Origin of the sequence: Mesorhizobium sp. B3-1-9 (assembly GCF_006439595.1) — a bacterium.
Taxonomy (GTDB): domain Bacteria; phylum Pseudomonadota; class Alphaproteobacteria; order Rhizobiales; family Rhizobiaceae; genus Mesorhizobium.
The window spans coordinates 125,424-151,314 of the sequence record NZ_VFTJ01000008.1 but is presented as its reverse complement, the minus strand read 5'-3'; the positions used below and the strand labels follow the sequence as shown (position 1 = coordinate 151,314).

Here is a 25,891-nt window from a genome sequence, read left to right as displayed (position 1 = left end):
CGAAATTGAAACCCTTACGGCGCCGAACCGAGAAGCTGGCCGACCCACACGGCCCGCTCGACAAGATCCCGGGCGGTATCTTCTATCGCCTGGCCGGCAAAGCGCGCCAGCCGCGAGGCCGGCCGGTCGGCCGGATAGGCAAGAATGAGGCGGCGCACGGGCACGGGATCGATCAACGGCGCGGCCGTGAGCAGGCCGGCGGCGACATCGGCATGGATGGGCGCGAGCGGCAGGATCGTCCAGCCATGGCCGTTGCGCACGAGGTCCTTCAGCACCGAATAGGTATCCGCCTCGACGCCGACATCGAGCGTGATGCCGGTCTCGGCGGCGCAGCGTTCGACGATGATGCGCAGCCCGTGCTTCACGCTCGGCAGCAACAGTCTTTTCCCGGCGAGCGAGGTGAACGGCATGGCGCGCACGGTCGAGAAGCCGGCGGCGGGCGGGCCGATCAGAAAGAGGTTTTCCAGCAGCAGCGGGCGCGTGCGAAGCGATCTCGCCATGCGCGGATCGTAGAGCACCGCGACGTCTATTTCGCCCCGATGCAGCCAATCGAGCAAATAGCCGGTATAGGCGCTGACAAGCCTGAGCTTCGCCTTGGGATGGGCTTTGCCGAAAGCCGCTGCCAGCGGCAGCGAGATGATGTCGGCCACCGTGGGCGGCAAGCCGATGGCAACCTCGCCTGTGAGCGGCGCATCGGCGGGCGTGGCGGTCGCGCGGATCTCGTCGATCTCGGCGAGGACGCGCACGGCGTGAGCCAGCACCTCCTTGCCTTGTTCGGACAGCACCATGCCGCGCCCATGACGCAGGAACAGGGCAAAGCCCAACTCCTCCTCCAGCATGCGTATCTGGCGGCTCAGCGCCGGCTGCGCGATGTGCAGCCGGTCGGCGGCCTTGCTGAGGCTGCCGAGCTCGGCGACATGGATCAGGGTGCGCAGCTGCGATAGCTCCATAAGCTATCTAATATCATTATATCTGATCACAAGAAATAGACGAAGATTGGATCGGAGAGCTGAAGTAGTCTTATGTCAAATCCAATCCTCGGGGGTCCAAGGTGACGGCGAGCAGCCTACAAGCGAAACACCCGGAGGCGGTTGCCTCTGCGGCTCTTCCGGCGGCATCTGAAACGCAGTGGCCGGATCAGGTCTATGACGCACTCAAGGCCGCCGGCATCAACCAGATGTCCTATGTGCCGGATGCCGGCCATACCACACTGATCCGCCGCTTCGGCGCCGATTCCGAGGTCGTCACCAACGTGCTGACGACGGAGGAGGAGGGCATAGCCATCGCCGCCGGCTCCTGGCTCGGCGGCAAGCGCAGCGTCGTGCTGATGCAATCCTCCGGCGTCGGCAATTGCATCAACATGCTGTCGCTGCCGGTGCAGGCGCGCTTTCCCTTGCTTGTCCTGGTGACGATGCGCGGCGAGTGGGCCGAGTTCAATCCATGGCAGGTGCCAATGGGGCAGGCGACCGAGACTTCACTGAGGGCAATCGGCCTCAGAGTGCTGCGGGCAGAGACCGGCCCCGACCTGGTGGACACCGTGGCGCAGGCGGCCGCGATGGCCTTCGATGCCGACCAGCAGGTCGCCGTGCTCATCGGACAGCGCCTGCTTGGCAAGAAGAAGTGGTGAATGACATGACATTGCCGACGATGGATCGCCGAGTGGCGGTGAAGAGGCTGCTCGACGCGCGCGACGGCGCCCTGGTCGTGACCGGGCTCGGCTCGCCGAGCTATGACGTGCATGCCGCCGGCGACCGGGACGACAATTACTATCTCTGGGGCGCAATGGGCGGCGCGGCATTGGTCGGCCTCGGGCTTGCCCAGGCGCAGCCGCAGCGGCGGGTGATGGTCATCACCGGAGACGGCGAGCAGTTGATGGCCTTCGGATCGCTGGCAACGATTTCGGTGGCGCGCCCTAAAAATCTCGACCTGATCATTCTGGACAACCAGCATTTCGGCGAGACCGGCATGCAATCCAGCCATACCGGCCGCGGCATCGGCTTCGACAAGGTCGCCGCCGCCTGCGGTTTCGCGGAGGTGGCCGAACTGCGTTCGTTGGAGGAGGTCGACGCGCTGTGCGAAAAGCTGCGCCGCCCTGCCGAGGGGCCTCGCTTGTTCGTGCTGAAAATCACCGCGGAGAACTTGCCGCGCTCGCTGCCGCCGCGCGACGCCGTCGCGGTCAAGAACCGCTTTCGCGCCCATCTGGGCTTTGCCACCTGTTGAGGGCCGACATGCCGCTGGTCAGCTTCCAGAACACGGTCGACGGTCGGCTGCAATCGAGCGCCGACACGTTCGAGAGCTATGATCCCTTCACCGGCAGGCCATGGGCACTGATCCCGCGCGGCGGCAAGGCCGAAGTGGATGCAGCCGTGGCCTCCGCCGGTTCGGCTTTCCGGTCGAAGGACTGGGCAGGCATCACGCCGACCGCGCGCGGCAAGCTCCTGGTGCGGGTGTCAGAGCTGATCGCCGAGAACGCTGAGCGCATCGCCGCGATCGAGACCCGCGACAATGGCAAGCTGATCACCGAGATGACGGCGCAGCTGCGCTACATCCCCGAATGGTACCGCTATTTCGGTGGCCTCGCCGACAAGATCGAAGGGTCGGTGTTGCCGATCGACAAGGCCGGCATGTTCGCCTTCACCCGCCACGAGCCGCTCGGCGTCATCGCCGCGATCGTGCCATGGAATTCGCCGCTGCTGCTGCTGACCTGGAAGCTTGCGCCGCTGCTCGCGGCGGGCAACACCGTAGTCATCAAGCCCTCGGAACACGCCTCGGCCTCGACGCTCGAATTCGTAAAGCTGTTCGCGCTGGCCGGCTTTCCGCCGGGTGTCGTCAACACCGTCACCGGCATGCCGCAGGAGGTCGGCGTGCCGCTGGTCTCCCATCCTGACGTTGCCAAGATCGCCTTCACGGGTGGCGAGCCGGGCGGGCTCGCTGTCTACCGCGCAGCCGCGGAGGGGTTGAAGACGGTGACGCTGGAGCTCGGCGGCAAGTCGGCCAACATCGTCTTCGGCGACGCCAATCTGGAAAGCGCTGTCAACGGCGTGATCTCCGGCATTTTCGCGGCCAGCGGCCAGACCTGCATTGCCGGCTCACGCCTGCTCGTCCAGCGCAAGATACACGACCGGTTCGTGGAGGAGGTGATCACGCTGGCGGCCAGCGCAAGAATGGGCAACCCGGCGCTGCCGGAGACACAAATCGGGCCCATCACCACGCAGTCCCAGCGCGACAAGGTGCTTTCCTATCTTGGCATCGCGCGCCGCGAAGGTGCGCTATGTGTGCTGGGCGGCAGCAAGCCCGCCTCGGACGATCTCGCGGAGGGTTGGTTCGTCGAGCCCACCATCTTTACCGGCGTGAACAACTCAATGCGCATCGCGCGCGAAGAAGTGTTCGGGCCAATCCTTTCGGTCATTCCTTTCGATGACGAGGAAGAGGCATTCGCCATTGCCAACGACAGTCCGTACGGGCTGGCGGCGGGACTGTGGACGAGCGACATGGGCAGGGCGCTGCGAGGCGCGGCGGCGATGGAAGCGGGCATGGTCTGGATCAATTCATACCGCGCGGTCTCCTATATGGCGCCCTTCGGCGGCTACAAGAGAAGCGGTATAGGCCGCGAGAGCGGGCAGGGGGCGATCGATGCCTATCTTCAGACCAAGACGGTATGGATAGATACGGCCGGCAAGACCGCCAATCCCTTCGTGATCCGCTAAGATAGACAAGGGCCCCAAGGCAACGGCCCGTTCAGAATGACGAGGGAACCGATATGAGACAAGCAGGAAAGGTGGCGGTCGTCACCGGAGCGGCACGCGGCATCGGGCGCGCATGCGCCGAGCGATTCCTGGCTGAAGGCGCGAAGGTCGTGCTCGGCGATATCGACGCCAGCGAGCTGAAGACATGCGCCGCCGAAATCGGTACTCCCGAGACCGTGCTGGCGCTGGTCACGGACGTCAGCAGGAAGGAACAGGTCGACGCGCTGGTCGCGGCGGCGGTCGCCAAGTTTGGCCGTGTCGACATCATGGTCAACAATGCCGGCATCGCTCCGGTTCAGGACTTTCTCGACATCAGCGAGGCCGACTACGACCGGGTACTCGCCGTCAATTTGAAGGGGGCGTTCATGGGCACGCAGGCGGCCGCTCGCCAGATGATCGCGCAGGGGCAGGGCGGCGTCATCATAAATATGTCTTCGATCAATTCCGGGCTCGCCAATCCCCGGGTCGCGACCTACGCGATCTCTAAGGGCGGCATGAATCAGGTGACCGGCACCGCCGCCGTCGCCTTCGCGCCCTACGGCATCCGCGTGGTCGGTGTCGGCCCGGGCACGATCGCCACGGAGATGGTGATGGACGGCACCTTCATCGATTCCGAGGAAATGCGCCGCGCGATCCTTTCGCGCACGCCGCTTGGACGTCTGGGTACGGCGGCTGAAATCGCCTCCGTGGTCGCTTTCCTCGCCAGTGACGACGCGTCCTACATCACCGGCGAGACCATCTACCCCGATGGCGGGCGCCGCGTGCTCAACTACACCGTCCCGGTCAAGGAGTGAGCCAATGGGCATCTTCGACAAGCTGCATCACGTCTGCATCGTCGTGCATGACATCGACAAGGCGCAGGCCTATTACGACTCCATCGGTATCGGTCCATGGGAAGCCTACCCGCCGCTGGTCGAATATGAGGAACTGCAGGTCCCGAGTCCCAAGGGCTTCATGGCCATGCAGTACCGGATCTGCAATTTGCCGAATGTCCAGTTGCAGCTCTGCCAGCCAAATCACGACCCTTCACCGCAGCGGATCCACCTGGATACGAAAGGCGAGGGCGTCTTCCACATCGGCTTCGAGGTCCGTGACGCGGATGCCGCCGAAAGCGAGGCTGAAGGCGATGGCCTTTCCGTGCTGATGCGCGGGCGCCGGGAAAATCGGACCGGCTTCACCTATTACGACACCGCCGACAAGGCCGGTGTGATCCTGCTGACCCGGGCGACGAATTTGCCCGGCAAATGATGTGCCCGGGGAAGGATTCGCGGGGAATATCCGGCGGGGACGGCTGCTCCGTCAACTGCCCCGCAATTCCTGAAGTCGGTCGACCAGGAATTTGCCGCTGGTGATGATATGCATTTCCAGCAGGCTGACGGCGCGCAGCGTGTCCTTGGCCTCGCACAACTCGATGAGCTGCCAGTGGTCGCGGTCGGATTGCACCTGGATCTCGGTCAGCGTCACCATCATGCGCGTATAGCGTTCCAGCTGCTGGTAGATGCGCCCGACGAGTTCGATCGTCGCCTTGCGGCCGGACGGCGCGTAAAGGGTTGCGTGGAAGTTCCAGTTCAGCTGGTTGGAATATTCGCCGGTCTTGCCCTGCTCCTGGTGCTGTCTGGCACGGTCCCGCGCCAAAGCGAGGTCGGCCTCGCTCATTCTCGGGATGGCAAGGGCGAGCAGCCAGGTCTCGATCCTGGCCCGCAATTCATAAAGCTCGAGGATTTCGTCGAGCGAAATCGAGGAAACCACTGCTCCCTTGTGAGAGACGAGCGTGACGAACCCTTCGGAATGAAGCTGATGCAGCGCCTCGCGCACGGGTATCCGGCTGACGCCGAATTCGGTCGCCAGGTGCTCCTGCCGCAACTGGGCATTTGCCTCGTATTCGCCGACCAGGATCTTCTGCCTGATGGCGTCGGCGACCTGGGTCGATATGGTTTTCTTCTGTACGAGCATGATCAGCCTAGGGCGACGGCGCCTTTGTTCGCGTGCGGCGCTTTTTTGATTGAAGAAACGGACGCATAGCACTGCGTATAGGTTGTTGTCACTCCGAAGGCCCGTCGCCCTCAGTAGACATGTTCCTCGATCGGTTGGTTGTCGGCGATACGCTCGTAGCGGAAGGCCGAGAGATCGATTGAACGGTATTCGCCATAGGCAATGAGGTCGCTCACGCCGGAACCGGTTGCCGCGGCGTGCATCATGCCGTGGCCGCTGAAGCCGGTGGCCAGCACGAAGTTCGAGATCTCCGGATGGAGCCCGATGATGCCGCTGTGGTCAAAGGTGTTGTACTCATAGAGGCCTGCCCAGGCACGCAGCATGCGCAATTGTTCGAAGCCGGGCACGCGATGCGCCAGCGCCGGCCAGATCAGCTCCTCGAACAGATCGTAATCGACCTCCAGCCCGAAATCGTCCGGATCGTTCTCGCGCACGGGTGGAATGCCGCACAGAAAGAGCTGACCTTCCGGCCGCAGCCAGAAGCCGCTGGCGTCGAAGACGAAAGGGCAGTTGTCGATCCGCGCCGGGCTTTCGAAGACGAAGACGCATCGCTTGCTGGGCACGACCGGGAGATCCGTGCCGGCCATCCGTGCAATGCCCGCGCTCCACGGACCGGCCGCGTTGATGACCGTGCCGGCGGAAATCCGTTCGCCATTGTCCAGCACCACGTCGTCGACCTTGCTTCGGGAAGCCATGGTCAGTCCGGTCACGGTCGCGGCACGATAGTCGACCTTCTGGGTGCGTGCCTTGCGGCGGAAAGCCTGCATCAGGCCAGGTCCGTCGAACCAGCCTTCGCAGCCGCGGCCGAATGAGCCGAGCGCCAGGTCTTCCGTATTGAGCCAAGGGAAGCGCCGCGCCAGATCGGCCTGCTCGATCAGCTCGATATCGACACCCATGTCGCGCTGAACGCGGTTCTTGGCACGCTGCGCCTCGGCCCGCTCCGGCGTCGCCAGCACAAGATAGCCAGGCTCGTGAAGTCCGATGTCCGCCGGCTCGTCACCGACCGCAAGTCGAGTGCCCACCTCACGCAGAAAGTCGAGGCTGAATTTCGACATGGCGATATTCGGCTGGGTGCCGAACTGCTGGCGTATGGCGCTGGTCGACAACGAAGAAGAAGAGGCGTTGTAATAGGGGTCCCGCTCGATAACGGCGATACTGCCATCGAAATCCGGATTGGCGGAGAGGAAATAGGCGATCGAGCTGCCGACGACGCCTCCGCCGACGATCACCACATCGTAATTTGCGATCATTCCGGTCGCGTTCCCTTGTCTCAAATGTCGTGGTCGTGGCAAAGATTGGATACTTTTCTCCGCCAACAAGCCCTTTAACGGCACTCATAACCCAGCCTAGTGGCGAGAAAAAGGGGTTTGACGAGAAAATAAGAATACATTATCCAATTTGTACGTCCGCCGCCAGCTGGATCGTGCAGCATCCCAGGAGTGTTCAGTGGGCCTCATCGCTCCCCGTCTTGACGTCATCAAGCCAAGTCCGAGCATGGCGGTTACGGCTCGAGCGATCGACATGCGCGCGGCCGGCATTGACGTCATCAGCCTGAGCGCCGGTGAACCGGATTTTCCGACACCCTTGCATGTCGTCGAGGCGGCCTACGCGGCGATGCGCAGGGGAGAGACTCGCTATACGGCAGTGGATGGAACGGCGGCGCTGAAGAAAGCGGTGGCCGACAAGTTCAGGCGCGAGAACGGCCTCGACTACAGGCCGTCGGAGATTACCGTCGCCGGCGGTGCAAAGCAGATCATCTACAACGCCCTGCTGGCAACGCTGGCGCCGGGCGACGAGGTGATCGTTCCCGCCCCTTACTGGGTTTCCTACACCGACATCGTGCTTCTGGGCGAAGGCAAGCCCGTGGTCGTTTCCTGCGGCGAGGAGCTTGGCTTCAAGCTCACACCGTCCGCTTTGCGGGCAGCCATCACCGGGCGCACGAAATGGCTGCTCGTGAACACCCCGTCCAACCCGACGGGCGCAGTCTATAGCCGTGACGAGCTTGCTGCCTTGGCGGCAGTGCTGCTCGACCATCCGCATGTTCATGTGCTGACCGACGACATCTACGAGCACATTCTGTTCGATGGGCGTCCCTTCCATACGATCGCCGGCGTCGAGCCGCGGCTGAAGGAGCGTACGCTGACGGTCAACGGCGTGTCGAAAGCCTATGCCATGACAGGCTGGCGGATCGGCTATGCCGGCGGGCCGGAACCACTGATCCGCGCCATGGCGACCGTGCAGAGTCAGAGCACGTCAAACCCGTCATCCATCTCGCAGGCCGCGACCATAGCCGCGCTGGACGGCCCGCAGGATTTCCTGCGCCCACGCGCGCTCGAGTTCCAGGCCCGACGCGATCGCGCACTGGAACTGCTGCGGGCAATCCCTGGCCTTACCTGCGAGATACCTGAAGGGGCCTTTTATCTCTATCCCAACTGCTCGGCCCTGATCGGCCGCCGGCGTCCGGACGGCTCCGTTGTCGGCAGCGATGACGATCTTTCGCTTTACCTGCTCGATCAGGCGCGGGTCGCGGTGGTGCAAGGCTCGGCCTACGGCCTGTCGCCGCATTTCCGCATCTCCATAGCCACGTCGATGGACCTGATCGAGAAGGCGATCGGGCGTATCGCCGAGGCGGTCGAAGCCATGCGGTAGCGCGGCATGGATCTGAACCTCGTCCGAGAACTTATCGATGTGGTCTCGCGCTCACCCATTGGCGAGTTGCAGATCGAGCGCGACGGATTTCGCGTCCGCATCGCCAAGCAAGCGTTGCCACCCGCATTGCCGTCCGGGTCTTTGCCGCAACCCGCGCCGGCTTTTGGCGCGCCGGCTGCTTCGGGCGCCAGCCCCGCCGTTGCGACCATTCCGCGGCATTCGATCCGCGCGCCGCTGACGGGCGTGTTCTACCGCTCCGCCGGCGAGGGTGAGCCGCCGCTCGTCTCGGTGGGTGACGTGGTCGAGGAGGGGCAAAAGATCGGTGTCCTCGAAGCCATGAAGACATTCAACGTCGTGGAAGCCGATCGCGCCGGCAGGATTGTCGAGGTCGCATTTGAAGACCATGCCGCCGTGCAGTCCGGCGACGTGCTGTTCGTCCTGGAAGAGGCGGGTTGAGCGCCATGTTCGATACCGTCCTTATCGCCAACCGGGGTGAAATCGCGCTGCGCATCCTGCGCGCTTGCCGCGATCTCGGACTGAAGACGGTAGCGGCTTATTCGGAGGCCGATGCGAGCCTTCGCCACGTGGCGCTGGCTGACAAGGCGATCTGCATCGGGCCGGCAGCTTCGGCCGACAGTTATCTCAATATCGCGGAGATCATCACAGCCGCGCAACTCACCGGCGCGGGCGCGGTCCATCCCGGCTACGGGTTTCTGTCGGAAAATTCGGCCTTCGCCGAGGCAATTGAAAATGCCGGTCTTGTCTTCATCGGGCCGTCCGCGGCCGCGATCCGGACCATGGGCGACAAGGTGGCGGCCAAGCAGGCGATGATCATTGCCGGCGTGCCCTGCGTTCCGGGCTCGGAAGGCGCGTTGCCGCAAGACGAGCAAGTGGTGCGGGTGATCGCCGAAACCATAGGTTATCCGGTCATCGTCAAGGCGGCCGGTGGTGGCGGCGGGCGCGGCATGCGCATCGTGCGCGAGCAAGGCGCGTTGATGGAAGCCGTGGCGCTGGCACGAGAGGAAGCCGGACGAGCCTTCGGCAACCCGCAGGTCTATCTGGAAAAATTCCTCGAACATCCGCGCCATGTCGAGATCCAGATTCTGGCCGACCGGCATGGCGCGGCTGTATGGCTTGGCGAGCGGGACTGCTCCATGCAGCGCCGCCACCAGAAGATCGTTGAGGAAGCGCCGGCGCCCGGCATCGCTCGCGAGGCGATCGCCGGGATCGGCGATCTTTGCGCCCGCGCCTGCCTTGAGATCGGCTATACCGGGGCGGGCACGTTCGAGTTCCTCTACGAGGACGGGCGCTTTTATTTCATCGAGATGAACACCCGCGTGCAGGTGGAGCATCCCGTCACCGAACTCATCACCGGCATCGACATCGTTCGCGAGCAGATCCGGATCGCCCAGGGCGAGCGTCTGTCCTTCAAGCAGGAAGACATCCGCATCCAGGGCCACGCCGTCGAATGCCGCATCAACGCCGAGGACCCTTACAGCTTCCGGCCGCATCCGGGACGGGTCGAGCGCTGGACGCCGCCGGGCGGCCCGGGGATACGGGTCGAGTCGCATCTCTACTCCGGTTACACCGTGCCGTCCCACTACGATTCCCTGGTGGCCAAGCTGCTCGCGCATGGCGCGACGCGAGCCGAAGCGATCCGCAGGATGAAGGGGGCGCTGGCCGAGATGGAGGCGGTTGGCATCGCCACCAACGCGCCGCTGCACGGCATATTGATGGAGGAGCCAGGTTTTGCGGCCGGAGGTTTCGACATCCACCACCTGGAACGCTTGATCGAGGGCGGCCTGCTCGACGGACGAACGCAGCGATGACGGTCGACGAGATCGAGAGACTTGCCGCATGGTGTGCGGCCGCGGGTGTCAGTGAGATCGAACTGGCGGAGGCCGGCTTTTCACTTTGTCTGCGTATCCAGTCAGCCGGTCCCGGGTCCCGCGCGGCGGCGAGCGAGGCGCTGAAGGCCGAGGCGGTCGCGACGACTGTTCGCGCGCCGGGCGTGGGAGTGTTCCGTCTCGTTCATCCGACGACCGGCCATCCGGTCATCGAACGCGGCCAGACGGTCCGTAAGGGCGAGACCGTCGGTATCCTGCAGATCGGCGCATGCCTCAAGGCCGTGGTTTCGCCGGCGGACGGCAAGCTGGGGGTTGGCTTGGCCGAGGACGGCGCGGTCGTCGGCTACGGCACACCGCTCTACGAGTTGCTGTGACATGAATTCTGAGGAAGTCGCCATGACGGGAAGCGGACTTGAAGTCGATATCAATTCGGACATGGGCGAAGGCTTTGGCGCTTACAGGCTGGGCGACGACGCGGCGATCCTCGATATCGTGAGCTCGGCCAATGTCGCCTGCGGTTTCCACGCCGGCGACCCGGAGATCATGGCGGCCACCTTTTCCATGGCGCGGGCGAAGGGCGTTGCCGTCGGCGCGCATCCAAGCTTCGCCGATCTGTGGGGGTTCGGACGGCGCACCATTCCGCATTCGGCGGACGAGATCGAAAGGCTGGTCGCATATCAGATCGGCGCGGCGCAGGCGCTTTCGGTCTATGCCGGACACCCGATCCGTTATGTGAAGGCGCATGGCGCGCTGGGCAATCTGACCCAGACCGATCGCGCGGTCGCCGAAGCCGTCACGCGCGCCGTCAAGGCCGTCGATCCCACCCTGATCTGCCTGGCGATCGCGCTCGGCTTCCAGGACAGAATCGCGCGCGAGGCGGGCCTGACCGTCAAGTCGGAGATCTTCGCCGATCGCGCCTATACGCAGGAGGGGTTTCTTGTCTCGCGCAAGCTGGAGGGCGCCGTCATCCACGACGCCGGGAAGGCAGCGGAGCGAGTCGTGCGCATGGTCGGGCAGGGCGCGATCGAGACGATTTCCGGCCAATTGCTGAAGACATCGATCGACTCGATCTGCGTCCATAGCGATACCCCGGCGGCCGTTGCCATAGCCGCCCGCGTGCGGGCTGGCCTTGAGGCGAGCGGGGTCAAGGTGAAGGCGTTCGCTGCAACGCCCTAAGGGGTCGGCTGCGTCCGGGCTCATGGCTCACAGCGCCCGCGCCGGTCGTTTCAGACGGCATCGAGTCCCCGTTCTAGGAAACGATCGAGTTGATCCATCTCCTGAGGCGTGAGGCTGATGCCGTCGCGTTTCGACTTCTCACGAGCTAGGAACCGCCTCTGCGAAGGCAGGCGCGCGCCCTGGCCGAGGATCGCCTCGAACAACGCTTCTGCTCGGGAGAAAGGACTTCCGGGGCGGCCAGCGGCGAAAGCTTCCGGCGACAGGGCGATGACCAGTTCGCCATGCTTCGGATAGAGCGTCGTCGTGCCAAGCAGATCGAGGGCCTCGCGGCTCGTCAGGTCGCCAAGCATGGCACCGGCGAGCAGCTCGATCATGGTGCCGATGGCCGAGCCCTTATGCCCGCCGAAGGAAAGCATCGCGCCGGCAAGCGCCGCTTCGGGGTCGGTCGTCGGCCTGCCGTCCGAATCGATCGCCCAGCCTTCCGGCAATTGTTTCCCGGCACGACGATGGAGCTCGATTTCGCCACGCGCCGCGACTGAAGTTGCAAAGTCGAAGACATAAGGCGGATGCCCCTGGCGCGGCCAGCCGAAGGCGAAGGGATTGGTGCCAAGCAAGGGGCTTGAGCCTCCCGTCGGCGCGACCGTCGCGTAGCTTGGACACATGGCGAGGCCGGCAAGACCGGCTCCGGCCAGTGCCTCGACCTCGACCCAGAGGGCCGAAAAATGAACCGCGTTGTTGATCGCCAGCGCCGCGATGCCGGTTGTGTGCGCGCGCTCGACCAGGACAGGCAGGCCCAGTTCGAAGGCGGGATTGGCGAAGCCGCCTCTCGCGTCCACTTTCACGATTGCCGGCGCGTCCGGCGGCAGCAATTCAGGCACCGCCTTCGGCTCGGCCTTTCCGGCCTTGACGGTGCGCAGCGCGCCTTCGATGCGATAGATGCCGTGCGACTTGCAGGCGTCGCGCTCCCCGGCGACGATGGCGCGCGTGATGGCGCCGGCTTGGGCGGGGTTAAGTCCGGCCTTGCTGAAAATCGCCTCGACGCGCTCATGCACGGCTTCGATAGTGAGGGCTGTTGTGCTGCTCATTCTGGCCTTCGGGATTTGCCTGCGGAGCATGCGCCCGCAGGTCAGGAAAATTGCAGCTCGCTCGCGAAGGCTCTCAGATCCTGCGCGAGCAGGCCGGGTTGCTCGAAGGCTGCAAAATGCCCGCCGCACGGCATTGTTGTCCACCGGCGCACATTACGAAAAACCCGTTCGACCCAGCTTCTTGGCGGCATCGGCAATTCCTTCGGAAACAGCGCTACCGCGAGCGGGACCTCGATCTCCGTACCATGCGGGAATGCCAACGGCCAAGCGCGAGTCTCCCAATAGAGACGCATGGAGGAGGCAACGGTTCGCGTGAACCAGTAGAGCGAGATATTGGCGAGGACTTCGTCGCGAGAAAATGCGGCGTTGTCCAGATTGCCGTCGCAGTCGCTCCAGTCGCGGAACTTTTCGATCATCCATGCCGCCAGTCCCACGGGCGAATCGGTGAGCCCATAGGCAAGGGTCTGGGGGCGGGTTCCCTGAATGTGGCTGTAGGCGCCGTGAAGATCCGCCCACCGGGCTTTCTCACCCAGGAAGATGCGCTCTTCCGCGGTGAGGTCGCCGCCGGAACCAGGGTCATGCGAGGGCGAATACGAGCCGGGAATGAAATTCAGATGCACGCCGGCGAGATTGCCGGGATGAGCGTGCGCCAGGATCGTCGACACGCTGGCGCCGAGATCACCGCCCTGCGCCAGATAGCGCTCATAGCCCAGGCGGCTCATCAGTTCCGCCCAAAGATCGGCGACGGCAAACAGGTTGAGGCCGGCCTTGGTCGGGCGGCTCGAAAAGCCGTATCCGGGGATCGAAGGGATCACGACGTTGAATGCGTCCTGCTCTCTCCCGCCATTGGCAAGCGGATCGGATAGGAACGGCAAAATCCTGATGAATTCGCAAAAACTGCCCGGCCAGCCATGAGTGAGAATGATCGCTCTGGCGGTTGGAACTGCGGCGCGGACATGGATGAAATGAATGGTCTGGCCGCCGATTTCCGTCAGGTAGTGAGGAAGCTTGTTCCAGGCGTCTTCCTGCCTGCGCCAGTCGAAGCCCGAGCGCCAGTGCTCGAGAAGTCGCCGCAACTCCTCACGCTCGGTTCCCTGGGCCCAGCCGATACCCTCCAGTTGGTCCGGCTCGCGCCAGCTTGCGATGCGTCGCATCAGGTCGTCGATTTCGGCCTGGGCAATCCGGATCGTGAGGGGGCGGATATCCATGGACATGTTCGCTCGGCGCTATGGGTTTGAAACGAAAATCGCTGTCGTTGCGGCTTTTTTGGTCGCAACCGGCCGTCACGCCGGTCGAGGGCAGCCCGGCCTGATGTTTCGCGCGCCCGCAACCGCGTCAAGCTGCTGCCTGGCAATACGCAGTGCTTGGGTCGCCGCTTCGATCGAGACTGGCACAAAACGCAAGCGCGCGCCGACCGGCGCTTGCGCGAGCCGCCACAGATCAGCTTCGATCACGGTTGCGATCTTCGGGTAGCCGCCGCATGTGTTGGCATCGGCCAGCTGGACGATCGGCTGGCCGGATGGCGGCACTTGAACGGTACCCGGCACGATGCCATGCGAAAGCAATTCCAGGGGTGAGGTTAGCGAGAGCGTTTCTCCGGACAAGCGATAGCCCATGCGGTTGGCTTCGCTGGTGATCTTCCATTCGCTGCTGGTGAAGGCCGCCTGCGCCTGCGCCGTGAAAGCGTCGAACTCGGCGGCGGGAAGCACCCTCAGTTCGATCGCAGAGTCGGTAGCGTTGCCGGTGATTTGCCGTTCTTCCAGTGCCACGCCAAGGCCTGCTGAGGGAAGCGGGCACACCGCGCTGTTGAACTGGAGCCGGTCGCCGCGCGCAAGGCCGCGCCCGGCAAGCCCGCCGAAACCACCTTTCACATCCGTCGCGCGCGAGCCCATGACGGATGGCAGGTCGAGCCCGCCGGCGAAGGCGATATAAGAACGCGCGCCTGCGCGAGGCGCTTCCACCAGAAGCGTCTCGCCCGCGCGGATAGTGGTTGCCCACCAGGGCGGATACCGCCGATCATCGATATGGATCGGGCAGTCGGCTCCGGTGATGGCCAACGCGGTGTCGACATGTGCCTTGAGCCGGAACGGATAGAGCGCGATCTCCAGCCCCGCGGCCGATCGGTCATTGCCCAGCATGAAATTGGCGATCGCCAGCGCCTGGCTGTCCATGGCGCCGCCATGGCTGATCCCGAGCGCTAGATAGCCTGGGCGGCCGAGGTCTTGGACAGTGTTCGGAAGACCGGTGGACAGGATTTCGATCATTGCTCTATGCCCGCAATCTCGAATTGGACCTTGTCTCCAGGCCTCAGCAGCACCGGCGATTGCGCCTGAATATCGAAGAGCCTGACGTCGGTGTGGCCGATAATGTGCCACCCCGACGGCGCGGTCATCGGCATGATGCCTGCCTGCGCGCCGCCGATGATGACGGCGCCTTCGGCCACTTTCAGGCGGGGGTTCTTGCGCCGTGGCCAGCTGAGCCGCGGGTCGAGACCGGACAAATAAGGAAAGCCCGGCATGGCCCCGATAGCGGCTACGGAATAGGTCGCGGCCGCGTGACGATCGACTGTCTCTTCCAGCGACAATGCGCAATGCGCGGCCCAGCCAGCGAGGTCTTCGCCGCGCGAGCCGCCGTAATGCACGGGAATCCTGTGCAAGCTGCCGGCGGCCGCTTGTGGATCGGTGCCGGCCCAAAGTGATTGCAGTTGTTCGCCGACACGCGATGCATCCGTGACGAGCGGGTCGAACAGCACCAGCAGGTTGTTCATGCCGGGGACCGTCTCGCGCACGCCGTCGAGGCCTCGTGCAGCTTCCGCCACGGCCCAAACCAACTCTTGAGTGGCGTCGTCGAACCTTGCCTGCGCGCCATCGAGGAGCAGCGCGCCTGATCCCGCAAGGCTGATGCGCGGCGCTGGCCCAATGGTCATGAACGGTCAGTCCTTCACCGGCACGGTGTAGTTCAGGATCAGGCGGCCGCCATCTGGATAAATAGTCTGGCCCACGATGTAGGAGGCATCGTCGCTGGCCAGGAACGAAGCAACGCTGGCGATCTCCGACGGCTCGCCGCAGCGCCCGCTCGGCGTTCGCGACAGGATGGTCTGCCGCTGCGCCTCGCTGGCCATGACCGAGCTCCTGACCATGTCGGTCATGATCGTTCCCGGTCCGATGGCGTTGACGCGGATGTTGTGCGGGATGAGCCCGACCGCCATCACCGCCGTCAGCTGCTTGATGCCGCCCTTTGACACCGCGTAGGCGACGGAATTGGGAATGGCCAGGATGGCATTGATCGACGACATGTTGATGATCGAGCCGCCGCGCCTTTGAGCGATCATGGCTCGTGCCGCCGCCTGACCGAGAAGGAACGGCGCCTTGAGATTGACGCGCTGAACCCAATCGAAGGCTTCCTCGGGGAAGTCGACGAAATCATCGAGGTGGATCACACCGGCATTGTTGATCAAGACGTCGACTCCGCCAAAGGCGTCGGTAGCCTCGGCGATGACGCCGGCCGCCATGTCCGCCGTGCACGCGGAAAGATCCGCTTCGAGCCAGACGGCGCGCTCGCCGAGACGTTGCGCATGCTCGCGGCCGCGGTCGGCCTTCACATCCACTAGCACGACATTGGCGCCGTCGGCATGAAAGCGCTCTGCGCAGGCGAGGCCCAGGCCTTGCGCCGCCCCGGTGATGATCACGACTTTGCCTGCATGCTTCACAGCCGATTCCCTTTTTTTGATGCCAATGAGGATATGTTATCCAATCTATTCGTCAAGCGCGAGCCAATGGCAAGCCCGGCGTGGCTGGTCGAACGCGGCTCCAGGCGCGGAATTGCGGGGGGGATCGGCTTTTTCGGACAAGCCCAAGTAGCCGGTTGACTTTGCTCTTCAAAGGATGATTGGATAATATATTCACAATTGGAGGACAAAAATGGCAGGCCGGCAGCGGGAAGGTGAACTGATCGATGCGTTCCGCGTCTTTGCCACGCCGTTGATCAGCGACAATCTTGCCCGGGTGCCCGGCGCCGTCGGGTTGCGACCATTCCACAAGATCAGCGGCATCATGGTGGGGCGGGCGCTGACAGTGAGGACGCGCCCCGGCGATAACCAGTTCATCCACCGCGCGCTCGACCTGGTACAGCCGGGCGCTGTCATTGTCGTCGATGGCGGCGGCTACGAAGGACGGGCACTCGTCGGCGAGATCATGACAAGCCTCGCTGCCTCACGCGGCGCCGCCGGCGTCGTCATCGACGGAGCCATCCGCGATGCCGGCGCCATCGGCCGCAATTCATTTCCCTGCTTCGCGCGATCGGCCATCCACCTCGGCCCCTACAAGGACGGTCCCGGGGCGATCAATGTTCCGGTTTCGGTGGGCGGAATGGTCGTCGGTCCTGGCGACATCGTCGTGGGCGACGAGGACGGCGTCGTGGCGTTTCCGCTCGAGGGCGCCACGGCCTTGCTGGCAGCCGTCAAGGCGCAGGAAGCGCGCGAAGCCGACATCATGCAGAGCATCAAGGAGAACCGCTACCAGGGTGCCTATGCCCAGGCTTCGGCCAGCAGCCATTGAGTTGCAGAGCTTGACGCCAGGGGCTCGATCGCAGGCCGGCTGGCGATTGCAAACATTGCAGCTCCGCCTCTGAAGGAGGAGCGCAACCTGGCCGATCCGCCCAGAGCGGCTCGGCGACAATCAAGCAGAAAGCATTCCGGGCCACGACCCGGATGCGCCAACAGGGGAAAATGGAGAGAATGATGGTTGTTTCCTTCAAGAGGCTTGCCTGCGCCACCGCCCTTGCCGGGCTGGCCATGACCGCAGCCGCTGCCGCTGCCGACATCAAGATCGGCATCGTCGCGCCGATGACAGGCCAGTTGGCCAGCGAAGGGCAGGACATGGAAAACGCGGTGAAGATGGCGATCGATGCCGCCAATGCCAAGGGCGGCATCAACGGCGACAAGATCACCACAACCACTGCCGACGACGCCTGCGATCCGCAGCAGGCGGTCACCGCCGGCAGCAAGCTGATATCGGAAGGCGTGACGGCAATCGTCGGCGGCTACTGCTCGGGCGCCGTGTTGCCGACGTTGAAGATCTACGGCGATGCCGGCGTTCCGTTCGTCATCATCGGCGCGAATTCGACCAAGCTGGTCGCCGCCAATCAGGGCAACGCCTTCCTCGCCAACTCGACCGGCGACATGCAGGCGACCACCGCCGTCGAACTCTTCAAGAAGAACGGCTACAAGAAGATCGCCGTCATCGACGAAGGCGACGCCTATTCCTCCGACCTGGCAAAGCTCACCGCCGAAGCCTTCAAGAACGCGGGTGGCGAGATCGCCGCCAAGGAAACCACCACCGCCGGCGAGCAGGACTATTCGGCGGTCGTCACCAAGGTCAAATCAAGCGGCGCGGATGCCGTCTTCTGGACCGCCTATCATGCCGGCGGCGCGCTTCTCACCAAGCAGCTTCGGCAGGCAGGCTTCCAGGGCGGCATCGTTCTCGGCGACGGCAACAATTCGCCGGAATATCTGGAGATCGCCGGCTCGGCCGGCGAGGGCGTGTTTCTGCTGTCCCCGCCAACCGTCGATCTCCTCTCCGGCGCTGCCGATTTCAAGGCCAAGTACAAGGAGACCTATGGCCGCGACGCCGGCGCCTACGCGGCCCTTTCCCATGACGTCGGCGACCTGATCGTAGACGCCATCGCACGGGCAAAATCTGCCGACCAGAAGGCAATCATCGAGGCGCTGAAAGCAAGCGACTTCAAGGGTCTGGCCGGCGAAATCAAGTTCACCGACAAGAACACCCTGCAGACGTCGAATTTCCGCCCGGTCGTCGCCAAGGGCGGCAAGTGGATCGCCGCCGAGTAACCGACGAAACATGCTGATGCCGGGGCGGCCTTTTTGCCGGCCTCGGCATCATTCCTGTTTTTGCGGCTGTGTGGCGGGCGATCGATGCTTCGCCAAGGCTCGACCTTTTCAATCCCAGCACCGGAGCATCAATGACGCTCGACCTAGTCATTCAGCAACTGGTGAACGGCCTGATTGTCGGCTCGTTCTACGCCCTGATCGCGCTCGGCTACAGCATGGTCTTCGGCGTCATCAAGCTCCTGAATTTCGCCCATGGCGATATCTATATGAGCGGCGCCTTCGTCGGCCTCATCGTGTTTTCCTTCGTCGGCGTGTGGGTCGGCAATGGCTGGGCGGGCGTCGTCTGCGCCTTGCTGGTTTCGATGCTGGCCGTAGGGTTGCTCGGCGTCGTCATCGAGCGCTTCGCCTACCGGCCGATGCGCAACGCGCCGCGCCTGTCGATCCTGATCACCGCGCTCGGCGCCTCGATGGTGCTGAATGGCACCGCGCTTGCGCTGACCGGCGGGCGGCATTTCGCATTCAGCACCGACCTCGGTTTTGCGGGCCTGGACGTTTCGGCTGTGCACATCACCTACACACAGATCGTGCTTGTCGCCGCCTCGATCCTGCTGATGGCTGGCATGCAGGCCTTTGTCTCGCGCACCATGTACGGCAAGGCGATGCGCGCCGTGTCGATCGACATGGGGGCCAGCCGCCTGATGGGCATCGATGTCGATCGGGTGATCGCGCTGACCTTCTTCATGGGATCGGCACTCGCGGCTGGCGGCGGCGTCATGGCGGGCGCCTACTATGGCAGCGTCCATTTCTTCATGGGCTTCATCATGGGGCTCAAAGCGTTCACCGCGGCCGTCATCGGCGGCATCGGCAGTGTGCCGGGCGCCATGCTTGGCGGCTTGCTGCTCGGCCTTCTCGAGGCCTACGGGTCATCCTTGCCCTTCGTCGGATCGGAATGGCGCGACGTCTTCGTGTTCGGCGCGCTGATCCTGTTCCTGGTCTTCAAGCCGACGGGCCTGCTCGGACGCTCGGTTGTGGAGCGGGTGTGATGAGCGACGGAGCCAGGACCTTGCCCGCCGCCGCGCAGCCGCCATTGGTGCGGCGCTCGCATTTGCTGCCGGCTCTCGCCGCGCTTGGCTGCGCGCTGGTGCTGCCGCACTTCGCCAATGCCTATGTGACTGAGGTGGCAACCACAGCGTTGCTCTATGTCGTGTTGTGCCTCGGTCTCAACATCGTCGTCGGCTATGCGGGCCTGCTTGACCTCGGCTACGCGGCCTTCTTTGCTGTCGGCGCCTATACGACCGGCATCCTGACCTCGGAATTCGGCTTCAACTTCTGGCTCACGATTCCCGTCGCCATGGCGGCTGCCTGTCTGGCCGGTGTCATCATCGGCGCGCCGACCTTGAGGCTGCGCAGCGACTATCTGGCGATCGTGACCCTGGGCTTCGGCGAAATCGTGCGCATCATTGCCCGCAACCTCGATATCACCGGCGGCGCCAGCGGCCTCGTCGGTATCGAGCGGCCGGAGATACTGGGCTTCAAGCTGATGCAGGTGCAGCACTTCTACTATGCGTTCCTGACGCTCGCGCTGCTTGCCGTTTTCGTCTGCCTGAGCGTCGAGCGGTCGCGCATGGGGCGTGCCTGGTTCTATGTCCGTTATGACGAGGACGCCGCCGCAGGTATCGGCATCAATCGCGTGTCGGCCAAGTTGCAAGCCTATATGATGGGGGCCGTGATCGCGTCGGTGGCCGGGTGTCTCTACGCCGCGAAGATGACCGCGATTTCGCCGGAAAGCTTTACCTTCAACCAGTCGCTTCTGATCCTTTTAGGCGTCGTCCTGGGCGGCATGGGCCGCATCCCCGGTGTCGTCCTGGGTGCGATTCTCGTGGCCCTGCTGCCGGAGGTGCTGCGCGGAGCGGGCACCTATCGTCCGCTGGTCACGGCTGAGGCGCTGCTGGCAATCATGCTCTTCAGGCCGAACGGCCTGTGGCCGGACAAGCGGGGTTGACCATGGCCTTGCTGGAAGTCCGCGATCTGCGCCTCAGCTTCGGAGGGCTGAAGGTCCTGCAGGATATTTCGTTCTCGGTGGAGAAGGGCGCCATCAACAGCCTCATCGGGCCGAATGGCGCGGGCAAGACGTCCCTCTTCAATTGCCTGACCGGCTTCTACAAACCAAAGGGTGGGTCGATCCGACTGGCCGGCCGGCCGATCACGGGCTTGCCGCCGCACCGCATCACAGCGCTCGGCCTTGCCCGCACTTTCCAGAATATCCGCTTGTTCAAGGAGATGTCGGTTCTGGAAAATGCCATGTCCGGCCAGCATTGCCGCAGCCGCCACGGCATCGTCTCGGCAATCCTTCACCTGCCGTCGCAACGGCGGGAAGAGAATATGATACGCGCGGCGGGAATGCGCTGGCTCGACTTCGTCGGCATCGCTGAACATGCGCATCGTCTGGCCGGCGGGCTCTCCTACGGCGACCAGCGACGGCTTGAACTTGCAAGAGCCTTGGCCTCGGCGCCCGAGATCATCCTGCTCGATGAGCCCGCTGCCGGGCTGAACGAGCGCGAGAAGCTCGATCTCGTGCATTTGATCCGCCGCATTCGCGACGAGACCGGCGTCACCGTGCTTTTGATCGAGCACGATATGGGCCTTGTCATGCAGGTGTCGGAAAAGATTGTAGTCTTCGACTATGGCCAGAAGATCGCCGATGGCGCGCCGGAGGCCGTGCGCGCCGATCCGAAAGTCATCGAAGCCTATCTCGGCACGGAGGATTGATGGACACGGATATTGTCCTTGCGGCCGACCGGATCGTCACGCGCTACGGCAGCATCGAGGCGCTTCATGGCGTCAGCCTCTCGATAAGGCGCGGCCAGATCGTGGCACTGCTCGGCGCGAACGGCGCCGGCAAAAGCACGACATTGCGAACGCTATCCGGTCTCATTGCTGCGTCCTCGGGAAGCGTCCGATTCCTGGGTGAGGACATAACCAGGGTCCCGGCCCACCGGTTGCCCCACCGAGGTCTTGTTCACGTTCCCGAGGGACGGCGCATTTTCGGCGACATGACGATCCGGGAGAATCTCGACCTGGGTTCGTTCACGCTGAGCGACGACGCAGAGCGGCGACGGCGGCTGGACCATGTGTTCGAACTCTTCCCGATCCTGGCGCGTAGGCACAATGGCGACGCAAGGAACCTGTCCGGCGGCGAGCAGCAGATGCTGGCGATCGGAAGAGCTCTCATGGCGGCCCCACAGATGCTGCTGCTCGACGAGCCTTCAATGGGGCTGGCGCCACAGCTGATCAAGGAAGTCATGAACATCGTGCAGCGCCTCAATCGTGAGGGCGTGACGATCCTTCTGGTGGAGCAGAACAGCAAAGTCGCATTGAAGTTCGCGGACTACGGCTACGTTCTAAAGGGCGGACGTATAGTGCTTGAAGGGCGGGGAAGCGATCTTGCGGACAATGACGCCGTCGTCAGCGCCTACCTGGGCGGTGTCGCGGCCTGAAAGCTGACCGCTCTGCGCATCCTCTCAGCCGAAAACGCCCGTCGGAATTCCGGCGACGTCCGTCTTCACGGAGAGCAGCGTTCCCATCTGATGTCTGCCCGGGCGGTCCGTGCGGAGTGATGTGATGAAGAGTGTCTTAAGGTCGCTGCCGCCGAAACAGGGCATGGTCGGCGCCGGCGTCGGCAGCGAGAATATGCCGGCGATCCGGCCGTCCGGGGCGAATTTGGTGATCCGGCCGGCCGTCACGCCCGCAACCCAGTAGTGCCCTTCCGCATCGATCGCCGCACCGTCCGGCAAGCCGTCGCTTTCCGTGAATGTCGCGAACCGTCGTCCTCCGGAGAGGCTCCCGCTATCCGGGTCGAAGTCGTAGGCCTGCACATAGGCTCCGCGCGAATCCGCGTGATACATGGTCCTGCCGTCGGGGCTCCAGGCCAGCCCGTTCGACACCTCCAGCCCGCTCGATATCCGCGTGCATTCCCCGGTCGGCGTCACTCGGTAGAGCGCGGCGGTCGGCGCGCGGGGCTGGCTGTCATGCATCGAGCCGACCCAGAAACATCCGTCCGGGCCGACCTTCCCGTCGTTCAGCCGGTTCATCTCCATATCGGGCTCCGGGTGGACCAGGAACTCCAGCGTCCGCGACCCAGGATCGAAAAGATGGACGCCGGTGCGAAGCGCAACCACCAGCCGGCCGCCGGCGGCCAGTCCGATGCTGCCGACGGCGCAGGGCATCGGGTAGGTTGTCAGATGGTTCGTCTGGGGATCGAGCGCGTAGATGCAGGGCGCCAGGATATCGACGAACCAGAGCAGGCGGCGACCGGCATCCCAGACCGGGCTCTCGCCAATGGCCAGGTCGAGATCGATGCGTCGCTCGATGGGTTCTTCGAAGTCGATCGGTCGCATCTCGTCGATATTCTCCCGCCCGAGTGCTCTTCAGCTCTTACGATTCCATGATTTTGATATAGCAAAACAGGCAATCGGGTCGAGGTTGTTTTGTCGCTGTGTGGATTTTGAAATAGTATATGCCAGAATAGCACGCGAATGAGCGCCCGGACGATCACCGTCGCGAACAACCAGCAAGGCACCATGACCACCCAACCGGACGAACAGGAAGCCGACGACGGCCTCGCGCTCAATCGGGACAGTCTCTCGGAAAGGATCTATGGCCGGCTGCGCCTGGCCTTGATGACGGGGCAGTACGAACCAGGCTCCAGGTTGAACATTCGAAAACTGGCGTTGATGTATCAGACGTCGCCGACGCCTGTGCGGGAGGCTATCGGCCAGCTCGTTCGCGAAGGCGCGCTCGAGCTGAAGCTGGGCTACCAGGCCCGGGTGCCGGTCATCTCCATTCCCAGATACATCAACATTCGCGAGACCCGCGCCCCGCTCGAACGGCTCGCGGCGGAATTGAGCGCCGTCAACATCACCGCGGATGACATTCGCAGGCTGGAGGATCTGCACCGGGCTTTCGTCGAGGCGGAGGCCGCCGAACAGTGGAAAGCCGCTCTTTCGGCGAACCAGGAATTCCATTTCACGATCTACCGGGCTTCGAACAACGACGTCCTGGTTCGGGTCATCGAGAATCTCTGGCTGCTCGCCGGCCCCTTCGTGACCCACCAATATCCCAGCATCCGTCAGGCTTGGTCGGACGTGCACCCGCATCTGCTGATCATCGATGCCCTTTCCCGCCGATCTCCGTCGGAAGCGGGCGAACTGGTGGTGAGAGACCTGCGGGAGGGCTCCTACCGCATTCTCGAGCAGCTCAAGCTGACCGAGGCGAACTCCAGGAAAAGACTGACGTCGCGCCTTCGGTCGAAGGGCTGAGCCGGTCCGCCGAGGCTTTCAGGCGGATGTTCCGGCGCGGCGGGCCTTGAGCTTTTCCGCGCCGATGGCCGCGTTGTGCTCGTACATCTTCGCCAGCGCGCGCGGTTTTACGCCGATCTGGCGCACGAAGGCGCCGCGCTCAGGCGGAATGTAAACCTCGGCCGGCTTCTTCGCGACGGCGTCGAGAATGGTCCGCGCGACATGCTCGGCGGCGACCGGATTGCCGGCGAAGGCAAGCGCCATGGCGTCGTCCTCAGCTTCCTGCTCCAGCATGGGTGTTTCGGTCGCCGTCGGATAGACGATCGTGAAGCGGACGGGACTGTGACGTTCCTCGATAGCCAGGGCATGGTGGAAGGCCCGCAGCGCGTGCTTTGCCGCGGCGTAGCTCGCTATGCCGGGGAAGGGCAGGAAGGCGACCATGCTGGCGACCGTCATCAGATGGCCGGAACCCTGCGCCTTGAAGCGCGGCAACGCGGCCAGCATGCCGATGGCCGCGCCCATGAAATTGGTGTCGAGCGTGTGCCTGTGCTTCTCGATCGGCACATCGGCCGCAAAGCCGGTATGGACGATGGCCGCATTGTTGATCAGGACGTCCAGCCGACCGTGTTCCGCCCAGACCCGATCGAGCACCGCGTTCCAATTTTCCTCCGAACGGATATCGAGGCGGCTCGCGGATGCATTTGCGCCGACCTCGTCGGCCGCGGCGCGGGCTCCAGCTTCGTTGATGTCGGCCAGGATCACCTTGTGGCCGGCGCTGGCGGCAAGCTTTGCCGTTGCCGCTCCGATGCCGCTCGCGGCGCCGGTAACCAGTATGATCCTGGAGCTTTCTTTCCTGCTCATCGCGATGCCTTTGTTCCAGTGCCGGCGTTTTCAGAAATAGGTCCGGATCGATCCGGTGACCCGGTAGGACGGATCGACAAGGTGGATGACCCGCCATTTGTCGAAAGTCAGGCATGGGTGCGAGATGCCGAAGCCGATCAGGTCGCCGACCCGCAGCGGCGAACTGGCCGGCAGCGAAAGGTGGCAGTGCTGGTCGTTCAGCCTGGTCACCACATACCCCGCCGGCACCGGCTGAGGCGCCGTCATGCCGCCATCCGGCCGGTACCAGCTCAGCGCCACCGGCAGGTCGTCATAGGAGATATCCCGCTTGCCGAAGCCGACGATTGCCTTTTCGGCTTCAGGCCGCGACTGCACGTAGGCCCACACCTCGAGCGCGGGTTCCAGACCGCCATGCGAGTCGGCGAGCGTGCTGTTGCGCTCCCGCATCGCGTCCATGGCGCGAACGTAGAGCACCGAATCGTGCGTGATGTAGCAGCCCGAGCGCAGCAGGATCCGCGTCTTTCGGTCGAGCCTGGCCGCAGACAGCCGCGTGGCGACAACGTCGAAGAAGGACGATCCTCCCGCCGAAAGCAGCACCGTGCCTTCGGCGAACAACTGCTGCGAAGCGCATCTTTCGGCAAGCTCGACCATCGTGCCGAGCAGGCTTTCCACCTGCGCCAGGGTTTCAGTGTTCGACGAGCCTCGAATGAGCCCCTCGAAGCCTTCGATGCCGGCGAGCGCCAGGGTGCCTGACGCATGCACCGCCCGCGCCAATGTCATGGCCTGCTCGACCGTGCGGCATCCGGTCCGTCCGCCGACATAGCCGAGCTCGACCAGGACTTTCATGGGACGGCCAAGGGTCGCTGCCCTGGCGGCAGAAGCCAGGGCTTCGACATTCGACAGGTCGTCCACCAGGCAGAAGAACTCGAACGCCGGATCATTCGCCAGTTCGCGCATGACATAGTCGATCGCGCTTTTGCCGATCAGCTGATTGGCGAAGAAGATCCGCGAATATCCGAAGGCGCGCGCGACCTGGAGCTGATGCGCCGTCGCGACGGTGATGGCCCAGGCGCCGTCATCGAGCTGCATGTCGAAAAGTGCCGGGCACATCGTCGTCTTGCCGTGAGGGGCAAGAGCCATGCCGCTGTCTTCGAGAAAGGATTTCATCCATTCGCGGTTATGGCGGAGCGCATCCTGTTTGATGACGGCCGCCGGGAGCGGAATGTCTTCCCGCAGCAGGCTCCATCGCTGGTCCGCGACGGCTTCAATCGTAACCTCCGAGATCGTTCCCGGCACGCCTTTGTCGAGCGGGCTGAGAGACGGATGGGCGGCCTTCGCCGTTGCCGAAACTGTCATGTCGTCGATCCGGAAGTTGATTTTGATATATCGTATTGCAAAATTGCCAAGCGTT

At 63.8% G+C, this 25,891-nt stretch carries 28 protein-coding genes; 17 read left to right on the top strand and 11 right to left on the bottom strand.

Annotated features, from left to right (window positions below):
• Positions 1 to 14: 14 nt before the first annotated feature.
• The gene (locus FJW07_RS16830; RefSeq protein ID WP_140857665.1) at positions 15 to 950 is read right to left on the bottom strand and encodes a LysR substrate-binding domain-containing protein; all 936 of its coding nucleotides are present in this window, start codon (positions 948 to 950) and stop codon (positions 15 to 17) included.
• Between the two features lie 101 nt (positions 951 to 1,051).
• Here FJW07_RS16830 and FJW07_RS16825 point away from each other — a divergent pair, with 101 nt between their 5' ends.
• Genes FJW07_RS16825 through FJW07_RS16805 form a run of 5 tightly spaced genes read left to right on the top strand, consistent with a single transcriptional unit; the run spans position 1,052 to position 4,994 of the window.
• Complete coding sequence (locus tag FJW07_RS16825; protein ID WP_140857663.1) at positions 1,052 to 1,627, top strand: thiamine pyrophosphate-binding protein; 576 nt, start codon at positions 1,052 to 1,054, stop codon at positions 1,625 to 1,627.
• Between the two features lie 5 nt (positions 1,628 to 1,632).
• A complete protein-coding gene (locus FJW07_RS16820; RefSeq protein ID WP_140857661.1) occupies positions 1,633 to 2,220 on the top strand; it encodes a thiamine pyrophosphate-dependent enzyme in 588 nt (195 codons plus the stop codon).
• Positions 2,221 to 2,228: 8 nt separating this feature from the next.
• The gene (locus FJW07_RS16815) at positions 2,229 to 3,707 is read left to right on the top strand and encodes an aldehyde dehydrogenase (protein ID WP_140857659.1); all 1,479 of its coding nucleotides are present in this window, start codon (positions 2,229 to 2,231) and stop codon (positions 3,705 to 3,707) included.
• A gap of 53 nt (positions 3,708 to 3,760) precedes the next feature.
• Positions 3,761 to 4,540, top strand: coding sequence for an SDR family oxidoreductase (locus FJW07_RS16810; RefSeq protein ID WP_140784328.1), 780 nt, complete (start codon positions 3,761 to 3,763; stop codon positions 4,538 to 4,540).
• A gap of 4 nt (positions 4,541 to 4,544) precedes the next feature.
• Positions 4,545 to 4,994, top strand: a complete 450-nt coding sequence (locus FJW07_RS16805; RefSeq protein WP_140857657.1) for a VOC family protein — start codon at positions 4,545 to 4,547, stop codon at positions 4,992 to 4,994.
• A gap of 51 nt (positions 4,995 to 5,045) precedes the next feature.
• Here FJW07_RS16805 and FJW07_RS16800 read toward each other — a convergent pair whose 3' ends face one another.
• Both FJW07_RS16800 and FJW07_RS16795 read right to left on the bottom strand, forming a co-directional pair.
• Entirely contained in the window at positions 5,046 to 5,699 is a 654-nt protein-coding gene (locus FJW07_RS16800) for a GntR family transcriptional regulator (RefSeq protein WP_140677668.1), read from the bottom strand.
• A 110-nt stretch (positions 5,700 to 5,809) separates the two neighbouring features.
• The gene (locus tag FJW07_RS16795) at positions 5,810 to 6,988 is read right to left on the bottom strand and encodes an FAD-binding oxidoreductase (protein WP_140857655.1); all 1,179 of its coding nucleotides are present in this window, start codon (positions 6,986 to 6,988) and stop codon (positions 5,810 to 5,812) included.
• Positions 6,989 to 7,184: 196 nt separating this feature from the next.
• Here FJW07_RS16795 and FJW07_RS16790 point away from each other — a divergent pair, with 196 nt between their 5' ends.
• From FJW07_RS16790 to FJW07_RS16770, 5 genes are read left to right on the top strand one after another with little or no spacing between them, the layout of a single operon-like run.
• Positions 7,185 to 8,387: a pyridoxal phosphate-dependent aminotransferase gene (locus FJW07_RS16790; RefSeq protein WP_140857653.1), complete on the top strand. Its 1,203-nt coding sequence runs from the start codon at positions 7,185 to 7,187 to the stop codon at positions 8,385 to 8,387.
• A gap of 6 nt (positions 8,388 to 8,393) precedes the next feature.
• Positions 8,394 to 8,843: a biotin/lipoyl-containing protein gene (locus FJW07_RS16785; protein WP_140784331.1), complete on the top strand. Its 450-nt coding sequence runs from the start codon at positions 8,394 to 8,396 to the stop codon at positions 8,841 to 8,843.
• 5 nt (positions 8,844 to 8,848) lie between these two features.
• Complete coding sequence (accC, locus tag FJW07_RS16780) at positions 8,849 to 10,216, top strand: acetyl-CoA carboxylase biotin carboxylase subunit (protein WP_140857651.1); 1,368 nt, start codon at positions 8,849 to 8,851, stop codon at positions 10,214 to 10,216.
• Positions 10,213 to 10,608, top strand: coding sequence for a biotin attachment protein (locus tag FJW07_RS16775; RefSeq protein ID WP_140707883.1), 396 nt, complete (start codon positions 10,213 to 10,215; stop codon positions 10,606 to 10,608). Before accC ends, FJW07_RS16775 begins: the two co-directional genes overlap by 4 nt.
• A gap of 22 nt (positions 10,609 to 10,630) precedes the next feature.
• Entirely contained in the window at positions 10,631 to 11,410 is a 780-nt protein-coding gene (locus tag FJW07_RS16770; protein WP_140857649.1) for a 5-oxoprolinase subunit PxpA, read from the top strand.
• Positions 11,411 to 11,460: 50 nt separating this feature from the next.
• Here the strand turns inward: FJW07_RS16770 and FJW07_RS16765 are convergent, their stop codons facing one another.
• The 5 genes from FJW07_RS16765 to FJW07_RS16745 all read right to left on the bottom strand — a co-directional run bounded on the left by FJW07_RS16765 (position 11,461) and on the right by FJW07_RS16745 (position 16,204).
• Positions 11,461 to 12,495: an Ldh family oxidoreductase gene (locus tag FJW07_RS16765; RefSeq protein ID WP_140857647.1), complete on the bottom strand. Its 1,035-nt coding sequence runs from the start codon at positions 12,493 to 12,495 to the stop codon at positions 11,461 to 11,463.
• Positions 12,496 to 12,536: 41 nt separating this feature from the next.
• Positions 12,537 to 13,709 (bottom strand): epoxide hydrolase family protein, encoded by a 1,173-nt coding sequence (locus FJW07_RS16760; protein ID WP_348640184.1) that lies wholly within the window; start codon positions 13,707 to 13,709, stop codon positions 12,537 to 12,539.
• A gap of 69 nt (positions 13,710 to 13,778) precedes the next feature.
• Entirely contained in the window at positions 13,779 to 14,759 is a 981-nt protein-coding gene (locus tag FJW07_RS16755; protein ID WP_140857645.1) for a biotin-dependent carboxyltransferase family protein, read from the bottom strand.
• Positions 14,756 to 15,421, bottom strand: coding sequence for a 5-oxoprolinase subunit PxpB (pxpB, locus tag FJW07_RS16750; RefSeq protein WP_140857643.1), 666 nt, complete (start codon positions 15,419 to 15,421; stop codon positions 14,756 to 14,758). Before pxpB ends, FJW07_RS16755 begins: the two co-directional genes overlap by 4 nt.
• Positions 15,422 to 15,427: 6 nt before the next feature.
• Positions 15,428 to 16,204: an SDR family oxidoreductase gene (locus FJW07_RS16745; protein WP_181175498.1), complete on the bottom strand. Its 777-nt coding sequence runs from the start codon at positions 16,202 to 16,204 to the stop codon at positions 15,428 to 15,430.
• Between the two features lie 211 nt (positions 16,205 to 16,415).
• Here FJW07_RS16745 and FJW07_RS16740 point away from each other — a divergent pair, with 211 nt between their 5' ends.
• From FJW07_RS16740 to FJW07_RS16715, 6 genes are all read left to right on the top strand, one after another.
• Positions 16,416 to 17,051 (top strand): RraA family protein, encoded by a 636-nt coding sequence (locus tag FJW07_RS16740; RefSeq protein ID WP_140857641.1) that lies wholly within the window; start codon positions 16,416 to 16,418, stop codon positions 17,049 to 17,051.
• Between the two features lie 182 nt (positions 17,052 to 17,233).
• Positions 17,234 to 18,343, top strand: coding sequence for a branched-chain amino acid ABC transporter substrate-binding protein (locus tag FJW07_RS16735; RefSeq protein ID WP_246680779.1), 1,110 nt, complete (start codon positions 17,234 to 17,236; stop codon positions 18,341 to 18,343).
• A 131-nt stretch (positions 18,344 to 18,474) separates the two neighbouring features.
• Entirely contained in the window at positions 18,475 to 19,386 is a 912-nt protein-coding gene (locus tag FJW07_RS16730; RefSeq protein ID WP_140707867.1) for a branched-chain amino acid ABC transporter permease, read from the top strand.
• 20 nt (positions 19,387 to 19,406) lie between these two features.
• Complete coding sequence (locus tag FJW07_RS16725) at positions 19,407 to 20,345, top strand: branched-chain amino acid ABC transporter permease (protein ID WP_246680778.1); 939 nt, start codon at positions 19,407 to 19,409, stop codon at positions 20,343 to 20,345.
• Positions 20,346 to 20,347: 2 nt separating this feature from the next.
• Positions 20,348 to 21,112, top strand: a complete 765-nt coding sequence (locus FJW07_RS16720; RefSeq protein WP_140857637.1) for an ABC transporter ATP-binding protein — start codon at positions 20,348 to 20,350, stop codon at positions 21,110 to 21,112.
• A complete protein-coding gene (locus FJW07_RS16715; protein ID WP_140857635.1) occupies positions 21,112 to 21,840 on the top strand; it encodes an ABC transporter ATP-binding protein in 729 nt (242 codons plus the stop codon). The genes FJW07_RS16720 and FJW07_RS16715 overlap by 1 nt, the downstream gene beginning before the upstream one ends.
• 24 nt (positions 21,841 to 21,864) lie before the next feature.
• Here the strand turns inward: FJW07_RS16715 and FJW07_RS16710 are convergent, their stop codons facing one another.
• Positions 21,865 to 22,740, bottom strand: coding sequence for an SMP-30/gluconolactonase/LRE family protein (locus FJW07_RS16710; RefSeq protein WP_140857633.1), 876 nt, complete (start codon positions 22,738 to 22,740; stop codon positions 21,865 to 21,867).
• Positions 22,741 to 22,878: 138 nt separating this feature from the next.
• On the opposite strand from FJW07_RS16710, the gene FJW07_RS16705 reads away from it, so the two are divergent.
• The gene (locus FJW07_RS16705) at positions 22,879 to 23,661 is read left to right on the top strand and encodes a GntR family transcriptional regulator (protein WP_140707857.1); all 783 of its coding nucleotides are present in this window, start codon (positions 22,879 to 22,881) and stop codon (positions 23,659 to 23,661) included.
• 18 nt (positions 23,662 to 23,679) lie between these two features.
• Here FJW07_RS16705 and FJW07_RS16700 read toward each other — a convergent pair whose 3' ends face one another.
• Together FJW07_RS16700 and FJW07_RS16695 are read right to left on the bottom strand one after the other, a co-directional pair.
• Positions 23,680 to 24,501 carry an SDR family oxidoreductase gene (locus FJW07_RS16700; protein ID WP_140857631.1) on the bottom strand — a complete coding sequence of 274 codons (822 nt, stop codon included), beginning with the start codon at positions 24,499 to 24,501 and terminating at the stop codon, positions 23,680 to 23,682.
• A 30-nt stretch (positions 24,502 to 24,531) separates the two neighbouring features.
• Positions 24,532 to 25,836 (bottom strand): amino acid deaminase, encoded by a 1,305-nt coding sequence (locus tag FJW07_RS16695; RefSeq protein WP_140857629.1) that lies wholly within the window; start codon positions 25,834 to 25,836, stop codon positions 24,532 to 24,534.
• Between the last annotated feature and the right edge of the window lie 55 nt (positions 25,837 to 25,891).